This is a genomic window from Streptomonospora sediminis, from assembly GCF_054778995.1.
On record NZ_BAAGYZ010000112.1, the window covers coordinates 117,499 to 135,942 of the forward strand.

Genomic DNA, 18,444 nt, shown 5'->3' on the forward strand with positions numbered 1-18,444 from the left:
CATCCCGGCGCCCCCGACCCCGGTGCCGAGCACGGCGACGTCGTGATCGGAGTCGACTTCGGAACCCTTTCGGGGCGCGCGGTCGTCGTCCGGGTCGCCGACGGCGCCGAACTCGCCAGTGCCGTGCACGAATTCGAGCACGGCGCCGTCTCGCAGACCCTGCCCGGCTCCACCGTCCCGCTCGCCCCCGACACCGCGCTGCAGGTTCCCGCCGACTACCGGGCGGTGCTGCGCCACACCGTCCCCAAGGCGCTGGCCGCTGCGGGCGTGGCCGCCGAACGCGTCGTCGGCATCGGCACCGACTTCACCGCCTGCACCGTGCTGCCCACCACCGCCGACGGCACCCCGCTGTGCGAGCTCGCCGAGTTCGCCGACCGCCCGCACGCTTACCCCAAGCTGTGGAAGCACCACGCAGCCCAGCGCGAGGCCGACGACATCAACACGCTGGCGGCCGAGCGCGGCGAGCCCTGGCTGTCCCGCTACGGCGGCAAGATCAGCTCCGAGTGGGAGTTCGCCAAGGGCCTGCAGGTGCTGCGCGAGGACCCCGAGGTCTACCACCGCACGGAGCGCTGGATCGAGGCCGCCGACTGGATCGTGTGGGTGCTGTGCGGCGCCGAGACGCGCAACGTCTGCACCGCCGGATACAAGGGCATCCACCAGGACGGTGCCTGGCCCGACCGCGAGTATCTGGCCGCGCTGCACCCGGACTTCGCCGGCTTCGCCGACGACAAGATCGCCCACCCGCTCATGCAGCTCGGCGAGCGCGCCGGCGGCCTGTCCGCCGAAGCGGCGGCGCTGACCGGCCTGCCCGAGGGCACAGCGGTGGCCGTGGGCAACGTCGACGCCCACGTCACCGCCGCCGCCGCGCAGACGGTCGAACCAGGCCGGATGCTCGCCGTCATGGGCACCAGCACCTGCCACGTGATGAACGCCGAATCCTTTGCCGAGGTGCCGGGCATGTGCGGCGCGGTGCGCGACGGCATCGCCCCCGGCACGTGGGGCTACGAGGCCGGCCAGAGCGGAGTCGGCGACATCTTCGGCTGGCTCGCCGACAGCCACGTGCCCGCCGCGTACCAGCGCGAGGCCGAAGAGCTGGGCATCTCAGTGCACGACCTGCTCTCGCGCAAGTCCGCCGACCAGCCCGTCGGCGCGCACGGGCTCGTCGCCCTGGACTGGCACAGCGGCAACCGGTCCGTGCTGGTCGACCACGGCCTCTCCGGCGTCATCTGCGGCCTGACCCTGGCCACCCGGCCCGAGGAGGTCTACCGGGCGCTGGTGGAGGCCACCGCGTTCGGCACCCGCACGATCCTGGACGCCTTTGCCGGCTCCGGTGTGCCCGTCGAGGAGTTCACGGTCGCCGGCGGCCTGAAACGCAACGCGTTCGTGCTGCAGATCTACGCCGACGTGCTGAACCGGCCGCTGCACGTCGCCGACTCCGACCAGGGTCCCGCCCTGGGCTCGGCCATCCACGCCGCGGTCGCCGCCGGTGCCTACACCGACATCCGCGCCGCCTCGGCGGCGATGGGCGGCGCCACCCGCGACGCCGTACTGCCCGACCCCGACCGCGCCGCCGCCTACGACGGGCTCTACGCCGTCTACACCGAGCTGCACGACCACTTCGGCCGCGGCGGCAGCGACGCGCTGCACCGGCTGCGCGCCATCCGCAACCAGAGCCTGACCCGGTGAAGGACGCCATGACAGCCACGACACCCCCCGCAGCCCGGTCCCCCCGACTCGCCGCCCAGCTGTCCACCCACGCCGCCGCGCTGGACAGCGCCCGCGCCGAGGTGTGCGCACTGCACACCGAACTGACCCGCTGGAACCTGGTCACCTGGACCAGCGGCAACATCTCGGCCCGCGTACCGGGCACCGACCTCGCCGTCATCAAACCCAGCGGTGTCACCTACGAAGACCTGACACCGGAGTCGATGGTCGTCTGCGACCTGCACGGCAACGCGGTCGAGGGCGACCATGCCCCCTCCAGCGACACCGGCGCCCACGCCTACGTCTACCGCCACCTGCCCGAGGTCGGCGCGGTGGTGCACACCCACAGCACCTACGCCACGGCCTGGGCCGCCCGCAACGAGCCGATCCCGTGCGCCATCACCGCGATGGCCGACGAGTTCGGCGCCGACATCCCCGTTGGGCCGTTCGCGCTGATCGGCGGCGACGACATCGGCCGCGGCATCGTCGCGACCCTCACCGGGCACCGCTCGCCGGCGGTGCTGATGGCCAAACACGGGGTCTTCACCATCGGCAGGGACGCCAAAGCCGCAGTCAAGGCGGCCGTGATGTGCGAGGACGTCGCCCGCACCGTGCACCTGGCCCGCCAGCACGGCCCCGTTGAACGGCTGCCCCAAGAGGACATCGACGCCCTCTACGACCGCTACCAGAACGTCTACGGCCAGAGAGAAGGTACCGACTCGTGAGCGAACGCCTTCCCACCATCGGGATCCTCGGCATCATGCAGCCCCTCTACGACGACATGATCCCGGGCATCACCGACCGGCAGGCCGGATACGCCCGCCGGATCGCCGACAGCCTGGCCGATGTCGCCGACTGCGTCGTGGCCGACCCGGTGCGCGGCCGCGCCGACGCCGAGACGGCCATGCGGGCCTTCGAGGGCGACGACCTCGACGGCGTGCTGATCGTCATGCTCACCTACGGCCCGTCGCTGCGCGTCACGCGGGTGCTGCACGAGGCGCGGATGCCGCTGTGCCTGGCCAACATCCAGCCCGACCCCGAGGTCACCCCCGAGTGGGACATGGCCGACATGACCTACAACCAGGGCATCCACGGTGCGCAGGACACCGCCAACGCCATGGTGCGGGCCGGGCGCCCCTTCGACGTCATCACCGAGGAGTGGCACAGCGACGCGTTCAAGCAGCGGGTGGGCCGCTGGGCGCGCGCCGCCCGCGCGGTCACCGCCTGGAAGCGGCTCCGCGTCGGCATCTTCGGCTACGCCATGAACGGAATGGGCGACGCCCGGGTCGACGAGACGGCGTGGATGCGCAAGCTCGGCCCCGAGGTCGAGGTCATCGCGCCGGGCGCGCTGCACCGTGCGATGGCCGAGCTGCCCTCCTCGTCCGTCAGCGCGCTGATGGCCGAGGAGGACGAGCGCTTCGCGGTCGACGAACGCCTGTCCAAGGAGGAGCGCGAGGACCACGCCCGCATGCAGTTGGCCATCGCCCAGCTGCTCACCGAGCACGGCTGCGGCGCTTACTCCACGCACTTCGACGCCATCGGTGAGGACGGCCGGTTCGCCCGGCTGCCGATGGCGGCCGCCTCCACGCTGATGGCCCAAGGCTACGGGTTCGCCGGCGAGGGCGACGCGCTGGCCGCTTCCATCGTCTACGCCGGGCACCAGCTCGCCGGCGACGGGCACTTCACCGAGATGTACGCGATGGACTTCCCCACCGACTCGATCCTGATGAGCCACATGGGGGAGGGCAACTGGAAGGTCGCCCGCGGCGACGAGCCGGTGCGGCTGATCAAGCGCCCGCTGGGCATCGGCGGCCTGGACGACCCGCCCACGCTGCTGTTCCGCATCCAGCCCGGACCGGCGACGCTGGCTTCGCTGGTCGCCCTCGGCGGCGAGCGGTTCCGGCTGGTCGTAGCCGAAGGGGAGGTCCTGGACTCCGCGGTGCTGCCGGCTCTGGAGATGCCCTACGGCCAGTTCCGCCCCTCTTCGGGGGTGCGGGGCTGCATGGACGGCTGGCTGCGGGCCGGAGGCACCCACCACATGGTGATGAACCTGGGCCGCACCGCCGCCGACTGGCAGGTCTTCTGCGAACTGGCCGGAATCGAGTTCGTCCAGGTCTGATCCGCGCCACGGGCGGCCGGTCCGGCCCATCGGGGCCGGGCGCCCGCGGTCACCCGGGCCGCAGCGGCGGGTGCCCCAAGCACCACCCGCATACCGGAGACAACATACGCAACACAGGCACCACCCGCACCCCCAGCACCGGGAACGGGCAAACCGGCCGGGCGGTCCGCCAACCCCGGACCGCCCGGCACCGCACGACCCGCACCACGCACCACGCACCACGCACCACGCCGACACCGCGCGGACCCGTCCGCGCGAAGGCCGGCCGGGAGCGCCCCATTCGCCCCCGGCCCGGCCCGCACGGGGCGGCGACCGGATCGGTCCGGACCGGATCCGCCCCCACCCAGCGGCCCCGGGGGATGGCCGCATCAGCGCAGCGAGAGCAGAGGAGTCGCCATGCGCATGAGAGACAGCACCGGCCCTACCGCGGCCCCCGCCCTGCGGCGGCGCGCGTTCCTGGCCGGCGGCATGGCCGCGGCCGGCACGGCCCTGGCCGGATGCGGTCCGGCCGACACGGTCCTGGCGGGCCGGCGGCGGCTGCGCCAGTGGAACCTGTTCACCGGCGGCGACGGCGCCCGCATGGTCGAGATGCACGAGGCGTACCGCAAACAGCACCCCGGCATCGATTTCCAACCCTCCACGTTCCTGTGGGGCAACCCCTTCTACACCAAATTCGCGATGGGAGCCGCGGGCGGCCGCGCCTTCGACATCGCCACCCTGCACGTGTCGCGCATCCGCGGCATGGGCGCGGGCACCCTCATCGCGCCGGTGCCCACCGACCTGCTCGCCGAGCACGGCATCACCCGCGACAACGTGCTCAGCACCACGTGGGACAAGTGCACGGTCGACGGCGAGCTCTACGGCATCCCGCTGGACACCCACCTGGTGGTGACCTACTACAACCGGACCATCTGCGAGCAGGCCGGCGTGCTCGACTCCGGCGGCGAACTCATCGACATCGCCGACGAGGACGCGTTCTTCGACGTCTGCGCCGCGATCAAGGAGGTCACCGGCCAGTACGGCGTCGTCATGGAGACCAGCGGCTCCTGGAGGCAGTTCTGGTCGCTCTACCGCCAACTCGGCGGCGAGATGACCTTCGACGGCCAACTGGGCATCGACGACGACAAGGCGCTGCGCGTGTTGGACCTGCTGCGCCGCCTGTGCGCCGAGGGCCTGGCCCCCAAGGCCTCCGACGCACCCGGCACCCCCGCCAACTTCCAGAACGAGGTCGCCGGGCTGCTGTTCGCCGGCAACTGGGAGATCGCCACGTTCCAGGACGCCGGCATGGACTTCGGTATGCGGCCCTTCCCCGGCATCTACGGCCCCGAACTGGGCCAGGGCGACTCGCACTGCTTCGTGCTGCCCAACCGCCGCGAACCCGACGAGGAGGCGGTGGCCAACGCGGTCGAGTACGCCGCCTGGATGCTCAAGAACAGCATCACCTGGGCCGGCGGCGGCCACACCCCCGCCTACCTGCCGGTGACCGAAAGCGAGGATTACGCCGGGCTGCAACCGCAGTCGGAGTACCGCCACGCCGCCGAGGACGTCCAGTTCGATCCGCAGGCGTGGTTCAGCGGGTCGGCCGCCCGGTTGCAGGCCGAGGCCAACGCCGTCTTCAACGGTGTCCACACGGGCGCGGCAACGCCGGAGACCGCGCTGCGGCGGTTCAAGAGCGCCGCCCAGAAGCTCATCGACACCCCCAACCCGGTGTAGCCGGTGCCCGCCCCCTTCGTCCTCCGCGGAGCGTGAAATGACACTGCACGCAAGTGCGGCGGGAACGCCGGCCGCAGCGCCGCCGCCCCGCACCGGTCCCGGATCCGCCGCCGGTCCCCGGCGCGCCGGCCGCGCCCGCCGCGACCTGGCCGGGCTCTGGCTGGTGCTGCCCTTCACCGCCCTGTTCGCCGTGTTCATGGTCTGGCCGCTGCTCGCCGGGCTGTGGACCAGCTTCACCGACCGCAGCCTGGCCAAGGCCGAGATCTCCTTCGTCGGCCTGGCCAACTGGGCCGAGATGCTCGGCGACCCGTCGGTATGGCAGTCGCTGTGGGTGACACTGCTGTTCACCCTGTTCTCCACACCCCCGCTGGTGGCCATCGCCCTGGCCATGGCCCAACTCACCCACCGCGCCACCGCCCGCATCGGCTGGTTCCTGCGCTTCGCCTACTTCGCGCCGTTCCTGCTTCCGGTGGCCGTGGTCGCCCTGATCTGGGAGTGGATGTACCAACCCGGATTCGGCATGGTCAACGGGCTGCTGACCTCGGTCGGCCTGGCAGAGGTCGCCTGGCTGACCGACGAGAACACGGTGCTGATCGCCATCGCCATCACCACCGTGTGGTGGACGGCCGGGTTCAACTACCTGCTGTACCTGGCCGCCCTGCAGGGCATCCCCGACTACGTCTACGAGGCCGCCGCCATCGACGGCGCCGGCGCCTGGCAGCGGTTCCGGGCGATCACCCTGCCGCTGCTGCGCCGCACCACCGGACTGATCGTGCTGCTGCAGATGGTGGCCTCACTGAAGCTGTTCGACCAGGCCTACATCATGACCAACGGCACGGGCGGACCGAACTACGCGGCCCGGCCCATCATCGGCTACATCTTCGAAAGCGGGTTCACCGGGCTGCGTATCGGTTACGCGTCGGCGATCTCCTACCTGTTCTTCGCCGTGATCATCGCCGTCTCCGTCCTCCAGCTCCGCATGTTCTCGCGAAAGGAGGACGCGGCATGACCTCCGCGACCCTTACCGCAGCCGAGCGGCCGGGCACCCCGGCCGGCCCGGCCGCGCCGCGCCCCCGCCGCCGCTTCAAGGTGACCCCGGGCGGCGCAGCCGTCGCCGTGCTGGCGCTGTTCCTGGCCGTGGTGTGGCTGATGCCGCTGGTGTGGGCGGTGCTGACCTCCATCAAACCCGAGGGCGAGACCACGGCCGTTCCGCTGCGGTGGCTGCCGCTGGAACCCACCTTCGAGGCCTACCGCACCGTGATCGCCCGCGGCGACCTCCAGCAGTGGCTGATGAACAGCGTGGTCATCTCCGTGCTGGTCACCGCGCTGACCCTGGTGCTGTGCGTGATGGCCGCCTACGCGTTCTCCAAGACCGAGTTCCCGGGGCGCCGGTGGCTGTTCGCGCTGTTCGTCGCCGGGATCCTGGTGCCGCCGCAGGCGCTGATCGTGCCGCTGTTCGACGAGATGACGTTCCTCGGCCTGGTCGACACCTACTGGGGTGTCGCGCTGCCCCAGGTCGTCGCGCCGGTGATGATCTTCATCCTGAAGCGGTTCTTCGACGCGATCCCGCGCGACTACGAGGAGGCCGCCCGCCTCGACGGCGCCGGGCACCTGCGGGTGCTGTGGAGCGTGGTGCTGCCGATGTCGGGGCCCGTGCTCGCCGCGGTGGGCATCTTCACCTTCGTGCAGGCCTGGAACAACTTCCTGTGGCCCTTCGTGTCGACCACCGACCCGGCGCTGATGACGGTCCCGGTGGGGCTGGGCACCGTCCAGGGCGCCTACGGGATCCTCTACGCCCAGCAGATGGCCGCCTCGGTCCTGGGCGCCCTCCCGCTGATCGTCGTGTTCATGCTCTTCCAGCGCCAAGTGGTGCGCGGCGTGACCGACGCCGGCCTGAAGTGACCGCCCGACCCGCCGACCGCCCGACAGCCTGATCCCGTCCGACCTCCCGCCCCGTCCACCGAGCACACCCTGGGGGAAGCAGACCATGCTCAACGCGTCGATGACCATCGACCCCGCGTTCCGCGTCGCGCCGGTGCGCCGCCGCACCTTCGGCTCCTTCGTCGAGCACATGGGCCGCTGCGTCTACACCGGCATCTACGAGCCCGACCACCCCGCCGCCGACGCCGACGGCTTCCGCACCGACGTGGCCGACCTCGTACGCGAACTGGGGGTCACCGCGGTGCGCTACCCCGGCGGCAACTTCGTCTCCGGGTACCGCTGGGAGGACGGGGTCGGCCCCGCCGACCAGCGGCCGGTGCGGCGCGAACTCGCCTGGCACTCCACCGAGACCAACCGGTTCGGCCTGGACGAGTTCGCCGCCTGGACCCGCAAGCTCGGCATCGAGCCGATGATGGCCATCAACCTGGGCACCCGCGGCGTGCAGGAGGCCATCGACCTGCTGGAGTACGCCAACCACCCCGGCGGCACCGCGCTTTCGCAGTGGCGCATCGACAACGGCAGCCCGCAGCCGCACGGCATCGGCATGTGGTGCCTGGGCAACGAACTGGACGGGCCCTGGCAGATCGGGCACAAGACCGCCCACGAGTACGGCCGGCTGGCCGCCGAGACCGCGCGGGCGATGCGGATGAGCGACCCCGGCCTGGAGCTGGTCGCTTGCGGCTCCTCGGGCTCGTCCATGCCGACCTTCGGCGCCTGGGAGGCCGAGGTGCTGGAGCAGACCTACGAACACGTCGACTACATCTCGCTGCACGCCTACTACCAGGAGCACGACGGCGACCTGGCCAGCTTCCTGGCCTCCGCCACCGACATGGACCACTTCATCGAGTCCGTGGTGGCCACCGCCGACGCCGTCCGCGCCAAGCTGGGCGCCCAGAAGCGCATCCAGCTCTCCTTCGACGAGTGGAACGTGTGGTACCAGAGCCACCACCACGCCCAGGAACCGCCCACCGACTGGCCGGTGGCGCCGCGCGTCATCGAAGACCAATACCACGTCGCCGACGCGGTGGTCTTCGGCAGCCTGCTCATCTCGCTGCTGCGCCACAGCGACCGGGTGACCGCGGCCAGCCTGGCCCAGCTCGTCAACGTCATCGCGCCGATCATGACCGAGCCCGGGGGCCCGGCCTGGCGCCAGACCACCTTCCACCCCTTTGCGCTGACCGCGGCCAACGCCTCCGGCACAGTGCTGCGGGTCGAGCCCGAAAGCCCGCTGCTGGACACCGCCCGCTACGGCGCGGTGCCGGCCGTCGACGCGGTCGCCACCTACGACCCCGAAGCCGGCGAGGCCGCGGTCTTCGCCGTCAACCGCTCCACCGACGAGTCGGCCGAGCTCGACGTGGACCTGCGCGGGCTCAGCGCCGACCGCGTCATCTCCTGCTTGACGCTGCACGACGACGACGTCTACGCCGCCAACACCCGAGAGCGGCCCGACCGGGTCGTGCCCCGCGACAACACCGATGTCCGGCTGGAGGACGGCCGCCTGCGCGCCGTGCTCCCGCCGGTCTCGTGGACGGTGCTCAAGCTCGCGCTTGCGCGCGGCTGAGGGCACCGCCCACCGCCGCAGTACCCGCCGATCCCCATCCCCGACCCCGAACGGACACCGCTCCACCCGAACAGACCCCCGCTACCCCCCGATGAAGGAGCTACACGATGAAGCGGACCCCCACCGCCATCCTCGCCGCGGCCCTGTCCGCGGTCCTGGCACTGGCACTGACGTCCTGCGGCGGCGTAGGCGACGCCGCCGACCAGGGCGGCGAGAACGGCACCGTCGGCATCGCAATGCCGACCAAGTCCTCCGACCGCTGGGTCGCCGACGGCAGGAACATGGTCAAGCTGTTCGAGGAGGCCGGCTACGGCACCGACCTGCAGTACGCCGAGGACGTGGTCGAAGACCAGGTCTCCCAGATCGAGAACATGATCACCCGCGGTGTCGACGCGCTGGTCATCGCCGCCGTCGACGGCGAGGCGCTCACCGACACGATGCAGATGGCCGCGGACAACGACATCCCCGTCATCGCCTACGACCGCCTGATCCGCGGCACCGAGCACGTCGACTACTACGCCACCTTCGACAACTTCCAGGTGGGCGTGCTCCAGGCCGAGTACATCGAGCAGTCCCTGGACCTGGAGAACGAGGAGGGCCCCTTCAACATCGAGCTGTTCGGCGGCTCGCCCGACGACAACAACGCCTACTACTTCTACGACGGCGCGATGTCGGTACTGGAGCCCTACATCGACGAGGGCAAGCTGGAGGTCCGCAGCGGGCAGACGGACATGAAGCAGATCGCGACCATGCGCTGGAGCGGCGCAAAGGCGCAGTCGCGCATGGACAACCTGCTCAGCTCGCACTACTCCGGCGAGGAGATCGACGCGGTCCTCTCGCCCTACGACGGCATCAGCATCGGCGTGCTGTCCTCGCTGAAGGCCGTCGGCTACGGCGGCGACGACCGGCCGCTGCCCGTCATCACCGGCCAGGACGCCGAACTGGCGTCGGTCAAGTCGATCATCGCCGGCGAGCAGACCCAGACCGTCTTCAAGGACACCCGCAAGCTCGCCGAGGTCGCCGTGAACATGACCGACGCCGTTGTGCAGGGTGAAAAGCCCGAGGTCAACGACACCGAGAGCTACGACAACGGCAAGAAGACCGTGCCCTCCTACCTGCTGGAGCCCGTTTCGGTCGACGAGGACAACTACCAGGAAGAGCTCATCGACAGCGGTTACTACTCCGAGTCGGAGCTGTCGTGAGGCGGTGCCGCAAATGAGCGATGCCATTCTGCGGATGCGCGGCATCGGCAAGGAGTTCCCCGGCGTGGTCGCGCTGGACGACGTCGAGCTGAAGGTCGAGCGCGGCGAGATCCACGCCCTGATGGGCGAGAACGGCGCCGGCAAGTCGACCCTGATGAAGGTGCTCAGCGGCGTCTACCGGCACGGCGAGTACACCGGTGAGATCTACGTCGACGGCGAAGAGTGCGCATTCGGCGGCATCAGCGACAGCGAGCGGGCCGGGATCGCCATCATCCACCAGGAGTTGGCGCTCGTCCCGCAGCTGTCGGTGGCCGAGAACATCTACCTCGGCAACGAGCGGACGCGCGGCCCCGGTCTACTCGACTGGGGCCGCACCGCGGCGATGGCCCGCGACGTGCTGCGCCGCGTCGGTCTGGACGAGGACCCCACGGTCCCCGTCTCGGCGCTGAGCGTGGGCCGCCAGCAGCTCGTCGAGATCGCCAAGGCGCTGTCCAAGCAGGTGAGCCTGCTGATTCTGGACGAGCCCACCTCGGCGCTCAACGAGGCCGAAAGCGCCAACCTGCTCCAGCTCCTGCGGGAGCTCAAGGACCAGGGCATCACCTGCATCCTCATCTCGCACAAGCTCAGCGAGGTCACCCGGGTCGCCGACACCGTGACCGTGCTGCGCGACGGCCGGACCGTAGAGACGCTGTCGATGGCTGCAGGCAGTGTCGACGAGGACCGGATCATCCGCGGGATGGTGGGCCGCAACCTCGACGAGCGCTATCCCGAGCGCACCGCCGACATCGGCGAAGTGCGTTTCGAGGTGCGCGACTGGAGCGTCGACCACCCCACCCAGGTGGGCCGCCGGGTGGTCGACGGCGCCGGCCTGGACATCCGCCGCGGCGAGATCGTGGGGCTGGCCGGGCTGATGGGCGCGGGCCGCACCGAACTGGCGATGAGTGTGTTCGGCCGCTCCTATGGGCGCTACGTGCACGGCGGCGTCTACAAGGACGGCACACAGCTGCAGGTGCGCGACGTGGGCGAGGCCATCGCCGGCGGGATCGCCTACGTGCCCGAGGACCGCAAGGAACTCGGGCTGATCCTGGACGACGACATCCGGCGCAACCTGACCCTGGCCGGCCTGGGCCGCGTCAGCAGGCGCACGGTCATCGACCCGGCGCGCGAGGCCGTCGCCGCCGAGGAGATGCGCACGCGCATGCGGGTCAAAAGCAACGGCGTCTTCCAGACCACCGGCGACCTCAGCGGCGGCAACCAGCAGAAGGTCGTGCTGGGCAAGTGGATGTTCGCCGAACCCGAGCTGCTGATCCTGGACGAGCCCACCCGGGGGATCGACGTCGGCGCCAAGTACGAGATCTACCTGATCGTGCAGCGCCTGGCGGCCGAGGGCGCCAGCGTGCTGCTGATCTCCTCCGAGCTGCCCGAACTGCTGGGCATGTGCGACCGCATTTACGCCATGTGCGAGGGACGCATCACCGGCCAGGTCGAGCGCGAGGAGGCCGACCAGGAGTCCCTGATGAAGCTGATGACCATGACGAAGGCGTGACGGGCCATGCAATCGACACCTCTACTGCGCACTCTGCGCGATCTGGTGCGCAACAACGCGCGGCAGTACGGCATGGTGATCGCGCTGGCGGTCATCGTGGTGCTGTTCCAGATCCTCACCGGCGGCCTGCTGCTGCAGCCGCTGAACATCACCAACGTGATCATGCAGAACTCCTACGTGCTGATCCTGGCCGTGGGCATGATGCTGGTCATCATCACCGGCCACATCGACCTGTCGGTGGGGTCGGTCGTCGCGTTCACCGGCGCGGCCTCCACCGTGCTGATGACCAGTTGGGGCCTGCCCACGCTGGTCGTGGTGCCGCTGGCGCTGGCCATGGGCGGGCTCATCGGCGCCTGGCAGGGGTTCTGGATCGCCTATGTGCGCATCCCGGCGTTCATCGTGACCCTCGCCGGGATGCTCATCTTCCGCGGCGCCACCCTGATCGTGCTGGGCGGGCGTTCCGTCGGGCCACTGCCGCCGTCGCTGCGCACCTGGGCCAGCGGGTTCGTGCCCGGTTTCACCGATGGCCCGCACCTGCTGACCCTGGCGCTGGGCGCCGCCGGTTCGGCGGTGCTGGTGTGGATCCAGTGGCGGGCCCGCGCCCGCAACCTGTACCACGGGCTGCCCGCCACCTCTGCGCGCCTTACCGCGGTCAAGTCGGCGGCGACGGTGGCCGGGGTCATGCTGTTCGCCTATGCGCTGGCCGACTACAACGGGATCCCGATCATCGGACTGCTGCTGCTCGTGCTGATCGCGGGCTATGCGTTCCTGATGAAGTCGACCACCGCGGGCCGGCGCATCTACGCGGTGGGCGGCAGCGAGAAGGCCGCCCGCCTTTCCGGGGTCAAGACCCAGCGCACCACGTTCTGGGTGTTCGTCAACATGGGCGTGCTCTCGGCGCTGGCGGGTCTGGTCTTCACCGCGCGGCTGAACGCCGCAACCCCGGGCGCCGGCGAGATGTTCGAACTCGACGCGATCGCCGCGGCGTTCATCGGCGGGGCCTCGGCCGCCGGCGGTGTGGGCACGGTGGTCGGTGCGATCGTGGGCGCGCTGGTCATGGGCGTGATGAACAACGGCATGTCCATCATCGGGCTGGGCGTCGACTGGCAGCAGGCCATCAAGGGCCTGGTGCTGCTGGCCGCGGTCGCCTTCGACATCTACAACAAGCAGCGTGTCGGATCGGGGCGCGCGGGCGGCCGCGCAGCCGCGGGTAAGGGTAACCAGGGCGGCGGTTCGCAACCGCCCGAAAACGCACAACAGGCCGAACCCGGCAAGGACCAGGGCGGGGAACCGGCCGCCGCGGGCTCCGGGCGGTCGGGGAGCGAACCCTCCGGCTAAGGCCTGCCCGGCGCGCGCCGCAACCGCGCCGCAGGGGTGTGCAGCAGCCGGTACCGCGCACCCCTGCGGCACGGGGGCCGGCCGTGCACAGCCCGGCCTACCGGCGTGGCCGGTCGTCGGCGGCACGAACTAGGCTGGGGCCGTGGCCGGCCGGATTAGAGACGAAGACCTAGACCTTGTACGCGAACGCTCGCCCATCGCCAACGTGGTGGGGGAGTACCTGCAGCTCCGCAGCGCCGGCGGGGGTTCGCTGAAGGGCCTGTGCCCCTTCCACGACGAAAAATCGCCGTCGTTCAACGTCACCCCCGCCCGCGGGCTCTACTACTGCTTCGGTTGCGGCGAGGGCGGCGACGTCATTCGCTTCATCCAGAACCTTGAGGGCCTCAGCTTTGTCGAGGCCGTCGAATCCCTCGCCCAGCAGGCCGGCATCCGGCTGCGTTACGAGGCCGGCGGCTACACCTCCCGCAGCGACCACGGCCAGCGCCAGCGGCTCATCGAGGCCCACCGCGAGGCCCAGCGCTTCTACGCCGAACAGCTGCTGTCCCCGGCTGCCCAGGAGGGCCGGCGTTTCCTCAGTGAGCGCGGGTTCGGCCGCGCCGACGCCGAACACTTCGGGGTGGGCTATGCCCCCGGCGGGTGGGAATCCCTTACCGGGCACCTGCGCCACAAGGGCTACACCGACCAGGAGCTCATCACCGCCGGGCTGGCCGGGCAGGGGCGCCGCGGCGCCTACGACAAGTTCCGCAACCGGCTGGTGTGGCCGGTTCGCGAGGTCACCGGCGACATCGTGGGTTTCGGTGCGCGCAAGCTCGACCCCGAAGACGACGGCCCCAAGTACCTCAACACCCCCGAAACCCCCATCTTCAAGAAGGGGCATCTGCTCTACGGCCTCGACCTCGCCAAGCGCGACATCTCGCGCGAGCGCCGGGCGGTCGTCGTCGAGGGCTACACCGACGTCATGGCCTGCCACCTGGCCGGAGTCCCCACCGCCGTTGCCACCTGCGGCACCTCGTTCGGCGAGGACCACCTCAAGGTCCTGCGCCGGATGCTGCTGGGCCGCTCCAACCAGGGCGGCGAGGTCGTGTTCACCTTCGACGGCGACGCCGCCGGGCGCAAGGCCGCGGTGCGCGCCTTCGCCGAGGAGCACGGGTTCGCCTCCGAAACCTTCGTGGCCGTGCAACCCGAGGGCCTCGACCCCTGCGACCTCCGCCAGCGCAGCGGCGACTCCGCGGTGCGCGATCTCGTCGCCAACCGCAAGCCGCTGTACGAGTTCATGATCCGCACCGTCATCGAGCAGTACGACCTCGACACCGCCGAGGGCCGCATGGCCGGGCTCGACGCCGCCGCCGAGATCGTGGCCAGCATCCGCAACGAGGGCGTGCGCAAGCTCTACGGCGTCAACCTCGACCACTGGCTGGGCATCATGGACGAAACGTTCGTGCAGCGGCGCGTGGCCCAGCACATGAACGGCCACCGCGGCGGTGCCGCCGCCGGGCGGCGCCCGGCTCCGGCGCCGCCGCCCGGCGCCGCCGATTCCGCGCCCTACGACCTGCGCGACCCCTCATTGCAGCGCGAACGCCAGGCGTTGAAGATCGCCGTGCAGTACCCCGACCTCGCCGGCGAGTTCGACGACCTCGACTCCGAATCGTTCTCGGTGCCCCAGCACCGCGCCGTCTACGAGCTGATCAGCGCGCAGGGCGGGGTCGCTGCGGCCGACGGTTCGGGCCACTGGGCGGCGCGGCTGCGCGACGCCGCACCCAACGAACCGCAGAGCGCGTTCGTCACCCGGCTGGCGGTCGAGCCGATCGAGATCTACGGAGAACTCGACGAGCATTACGCCCGGGTAATTCTTGGCACAATCAAGATTCATTCCATCAATCGCCGAGTTGCAAACCTGAAATCACGGCTGGGCCGCCTCGACCCCACCGCTCAAGCCGCCGAATACGAGAGCGTATTCGCCGAACTCATGGCCGTTGAACAGCAGAAACGCCTGATGCGCGAGCGTTCGGGCGGTGCCACGTAGCACGCAGGTGACAAAAATAGACCTCACCATTGCGCAGCCTCATCGGGCACACTGTAAGCGTGGCTCCAACGGTGCTGCCCGGCGAAACGCCACCGATCGCCCAGGTGGTGCAACAGGTCGCGGGTGCAGGTTCCGGCGAGATGGTGACCGTCGCCGACGTCGCCGCGGCCCTGGACCGCCTCGATGCCCCATCCGAGTCCCTGGACCAGGTGGTGCGCGCTCTGGCCCAGCACGGTGTCGACGTTGTCGACCCCGCCGCTGAAGCCGAAGAAGATCCCGCGCCCGCCCCCGAACTCGGCCCCAGAGCACCCGCCAACGACCTGGTGCGCATCTACCTGCGTGAGATCGGCCGTGTTCCGCTGCTCACGGCAGAAGAAGAAGTAGACCTCGCCAAATCCATCGAAGCCGGCCTGTTCGCGGCCGAGAAACTCCGCCGGGCCGGCGGACCCGCCGCGGCCGGAGCAACCGGAACGATCGGCGCGGCCGGCGCCGACCCGTTCGACCTCCAAGAGCTCGCCGACGAAGGCGAACGCGCCAAGCAGCGGCTGATCGAGTCGAATCTGCGGCTGGTCGTCTCGATCGCCAAGCGCTACCTCGGCCGCGGCCTGCTGCTGCTGGACCTGGTCCAAGAGGGCAACCTCGGCCTGATCCGGGCCGTCGAAAAGTTCGACTACGCCAAGGGATTCAAGTTCTCGACCTATGCCACCTGGTGGATCCGGCAGGCCATCACGCGCGCCATCGCCGACCAGGCCCGCACCATCCGCATCCCGGTGCACATGGTCGAGACCATCAACCGGCTGATGCGCGTGCAGCGCCAGCTCCACCAGGAACTCGGCCGCGAACCCAGCCCCGCTGAGATCTCGCGCGAACTCGGCTTCGCCGGCGAGCGTGTGCAGGAGATCCAGCGCATGGCCCAGGAGCCGGTCTCGCTGCAGGCGCCCATCGGCGAGGAGGACTCCGACTTCGGCGACTTCATCGAAGATACCGACGCGGTCCTTCCGGCTGAGGCCGCCGCGTTCACCATGCTGCAGGACCAGCTGCTGGTGCTGCTCGGCGCCCTCACCGAACGCGAACAGCGCATCATCCAGCTGCGCTTCGGCCTGCGCGACGGCCATGCCCACACCCTGGAGGAGGTCGGACAGGAGTTCGGGGTGACCCGCGAGCGCATCCGCCAGATCGAAGCCAAGACCCTGGCCAAACTGCGCCATCCGTCGCTGGCCAAGACCCTGCGCGACTTCCTGCAGTCCTAAGTGCCGCCATCCGCCGACACGCACCGGTCCGTGCCGCGACCCGCCCGCCGCAAGGGCCGGGTAGGTGCATGCGACACCCGGCGTTTCGTTTTCGGCAGGATGCGGCCACCGTTCCACCCCGCGCCGCGCCCCTCGGAACCGCTACGTTGGCGGATGTGATGGCCGAGGCGGAGCCGCACCGGCGGCCGAGGGGACTGCGCGCGCCGCGAACGCGCGCCGGGCGGGCACTGCTCGGCGTGTCGGCCGCGGCGCTGGCCGTTGTGCTCGCGGCGGGGGTGGTGGCCGCCGTCGACGCGGTGCGCAGCGGGCCGGGCACCGCGCACCGGGTGGCCTATTTCGCCGAATGGAACACCGCGGCGCGCAGCTTCCGCGTCAAGGACGTCGCCGACAGCGGCGCAGCGGCGCGGCTGACCCGGATGCTGTGGGCCTTTGGCGAGGTCAGCGCCCAGGGCCGCTGCCACATCCCCGAGGACACCGACCAGGACTGGCGGATGTACCAGCGCCGCTACTCGGCCGCCAACAGTGTCGACGGCAACGCCGACTCCTACGAACAGCCGCTGGCGGGCAGCCTCAACCAGCTCCGCAAACTCCGCGAGCGACGCCCCGGACTGGGCGCGAGCATCTCGCTGGGCGGCTGGAACACCTCGACCCACTTCTCCACCGCTGTGCGCACCGAGGACTCGCGCGAGGCGTTCGTCGCCTCGTGCGTGGACCTGTGGCTGCGCGGCGACCTCCCGGTGCGCGACGGCGAGCCGCAGGGCGGGCCGGGCGCGGCGGCCGGGGTGTTCGACGGGATCGACCTGGACTGGGAGTGGCCCGGCGGCGGGGGCCACGACGACAACACCGAGCACCCCGCCGACCGGCGCAACTTCACCCTGGTCGTGCAGGAGTTCCGCCGCCAGCTCGATGCGCTGGAAGAGGAGACCGGGCAGGAGTACACGCTGTCGGCCTCGCTGCCCAACGGGCGCGAACGGATGCGGGACGGCTACGAACCGGAAGCCTTCGCACCCTTGGACTTCGCGACCGTGCAGGGCTACGACCTCACCGGGCCCTGGAGCGGTTCGACCGGCCACCACTCGCAGCTCTACGCCCCCGAGGCGGCACCCGGATCGACCGACGTGCACAGCGTTGTACAGGGCTATCTCGGACACGGCCTGCCAGCCGAAAAGCTCGTCCTGGGCTTCCCCGGCTTCGGGCGCGGCTGGCGCGGTGTCGAGGCGGGCGGGACCCGCGGCCTCGGGGTTGAGGCGCAGGGACCGGCCGAGGGCGACTACGGCGAAGGCGCCGCCTCCTACGAAGAACTGGAACAGCGCGACGCCCGCCGCTTCTTCGACCCCGAAAGCGCCGCCAACTGGCTGATGGACGGCGGCGAGTGGTGGACCTACGACAACCCCCGCGTCGTCGAGCGCAAGGGCGCCTACGCCGTCGAGCACGGCCTGGGCGGCCTCATGCTGTGGAACCTGGACATGGACCCGCGGGGCGAGCTGGTGCGCGCCATGGACACCGCCCTCAGCGGCGCCGGCGCGCCGCCGCCGCAGCAGTAGCACCGGCCGGTCTACCGGGCTGCCTACGCGCCGGCGGGGGATCGGGTGGGCGCTGACCGCGCTGACCGGGGCGGCAGCCGACGCGGCGCCGCGTCGGCTGCCGCCCCGGCCACGCCCGGACGCTTCAGCCCCAGGGCGTGATTGGTGGGTCGCTGCCCTACTGCGCGGCGCCCCAGCACCACTCTCGCGGCGTTCTCTGGGCCCCTGACGGGCATAATGGCGAAGCCGCCCGTTAGGGACGGTCGAAAGGGGCCCACCCTTACTCCCTCCTCGGCCTTGCGAGAGCGGCACGGGCCCCCGCTCGGCGAAAATGGCGAAGCCCGCCGAGTAGGGGCGTTCCTAACTCAGTGCCCCGCGCCGCACCGGCGCTTCGCGCATCGGGCGCGGGGCACACGCGAGTGCGCCGCTCGCTACGGACGGACCCACCAAACACGCCCTAGATGTGATGTCCCGGGAGGTTGGTAACGCGGCTGGCGGGAGTGCGGCCGCCGATCCCGGCGTGG

Annotated in this window: 13 protein-coding genes; all 13 read left to right on the forward strand. The window is 70.7% G+C overall.

Annotation, left to right across the window (positions count from 1 at the left end; all coding sequences use genetic code 11):
• Positions 1-42: 42 nt before the first annotated feature.
• The 13 genes from araB to ACYVD5_RS21955 all read left to right on the forward strand — a co-directional run bounded on the left by araB (position 43) and on the right by ACYVD5_RS21955 (position 17,941).
• A complete protein-coding gene (gene araB / locus ACYVD5_RS21895; protein ID WP_461003002.1) occupies positions 43-1,686 on the forward strand; it encodes a ribulokinase in 1,644 nt (547 codons plus the stop codon).
• An 8-nt stretch (positions 1,687-1,694) separates the two neighbouring features.
• Positions 1,695-2,429, forward strand: a complete 735-nt coding sequence (locus ACYVD5_RS21900) for an L-ribulose-5-phosphate 4-epimerase (protein WP_461002987.1) — start codon at positions 1,695-1,697, stop codon at positions 2,427-2,429.
• A gap of 35 nt (positions 2,430-2,464) precedes the next feature.
• Positions 2,465-3,823 carry an L-fucose/L-arabinose isomerase family protein gene (locus tag ACYVD5_RS21905; RefSeq protein ID WP_461003003.1) on the forward strand — a complete coding sequence of 453 codons (1,359 nt, stop codon included), beginning with the start codon at positions 2,465-2,467 and terminating at the stop codon, positions 3,821-3,823.
• Between the two features lie 402 nt (positions 3,824-4,225).
• The gene (locus ACYVD5_RS21910) at positions 4,226-5,536 is read left to right on the forward strand and encodes an extracellular solute-binding protein (RefSeq protein WP_461002988.1); all 1,311 of its coding nucleotides are present in this window, start codon (positions 4,226-4,228) and stop codon (positions 5,534-5,536) included.
• Between the two features lie 37 nt (positions 5,537-5,573).
• On the forward strand, positions 5,574-6,545 hold the full coding sequence (locus tag ACYVD5_RS21915) for a carbohydrate ABC transporter permease (RefSeq protein ID WP_461002989.1): 972 nt from the start codon (positions 5,574-5,576) through the stop codon (positions 6,543-6,545).
• Positions 6,542-7,438, forward strand: coding sequence for a carbohydrate ABC transporter permease (locus ACYVD5_RS21920; protein ID WP_461002990.1), 897 nt, complete (start codon positions 6,542-6,544; stop codon positions 7,436-7,438). Before ACYVD5_RS21915 ends, ACYVD5_RS21920 begins: the two co-directional genes overlap by 4 nt.
• Positions 7,439-7,523: 85 nt before the next feature.
• Positions 7,524-9,038: an arabinosylfuranosidase ArfA gene (gene arfA / locus ACYVD5_RS21925; RefSeq protein ID WP_461002991.1), complete on the forward strand. Its 1,515-nt coding sequence runs from the start codon at positions 7,524-7,526 to the stop codon at positions 9,036-9,038.
• Between the two features lie 107 nt (positions 9,039-9,145).
• The gene (chvE, locus tag ACYVD5_RS21930) at positions 9,146-10,240 is read left to right on the forward strand and encodes a multiple monosaccharide ABC transporter substrate-binding protein (RefSeq protein ID WP_461002992.1); all 1,095 of its coding nucleotides are present in this window, start codon (positions 9,146-9,148) and stop codon (positions 10,238-10,240) included.
• Positions 10,241-10,253: 13 nt separating this feature from the next.
• Entirely contained in the window at positions 10,254-11,786 is a 1,533-nt protein-coding gene (gene mmsA, locus ACYVD5_RS21935; RefSeq protein ID WP_461002993.1) for a multiple monosaccharide ABC transporter ATP-binding protein, read from the forward strand.
• A 6-nt stretch (positions 11,787-11,792) separates the two neighbouring features.
• On the forward strand, positions 11,793-13,124 hold the full coding sequence (mmsB, locus tag ACYVD5_RS21940; RefSeq protein ID WP_461002994.1) for a multiple monosaccharide ABC transporter permease: 1,332 nt from the start codon (positions 11,793-11,795) through the stop codon (positions 13,122-13,124).
• A 142-nt stretch (positions 13,125-13,266) separates the two neighbouring features.
• A complete protein-coding gene (gene dnaG, locus ACYVD5_RS21945; RefSeq protein WP_461002995.1) occupies positions 13,267-15,147 on the forward strand; it encodes a DNA primase in 1,881 nt (626 codons plus the stop codon).
• A 71-nt stretch (positions 15,148-15,218) separates the two neighbouring features.
• A complete protein-coding gene (gene rpoD, locus ACYVD5_RS21950) occupies positions 15,219-16,397 on the forward strand; it encodes an RNA polymerase sigma factor RpoD (RefSeq protein ID WP_461003004.1) in 1,179 nt (392 codons plus the stop codon).
• Between the two features lie 158 nt (positions 16,398-16,555).
• Entirely contained in the window at positions 16,556-17,941 is a 1,386-nt protein-coding gene (locus tag ACYVD5_RS21955; RefSeq protein ID WP_461002996.1) for a glycoside hydrolase family 18 protein, read from the forward strand.
• Positions 17,942-18,444 lie beyond the last annotated feature (503 nt).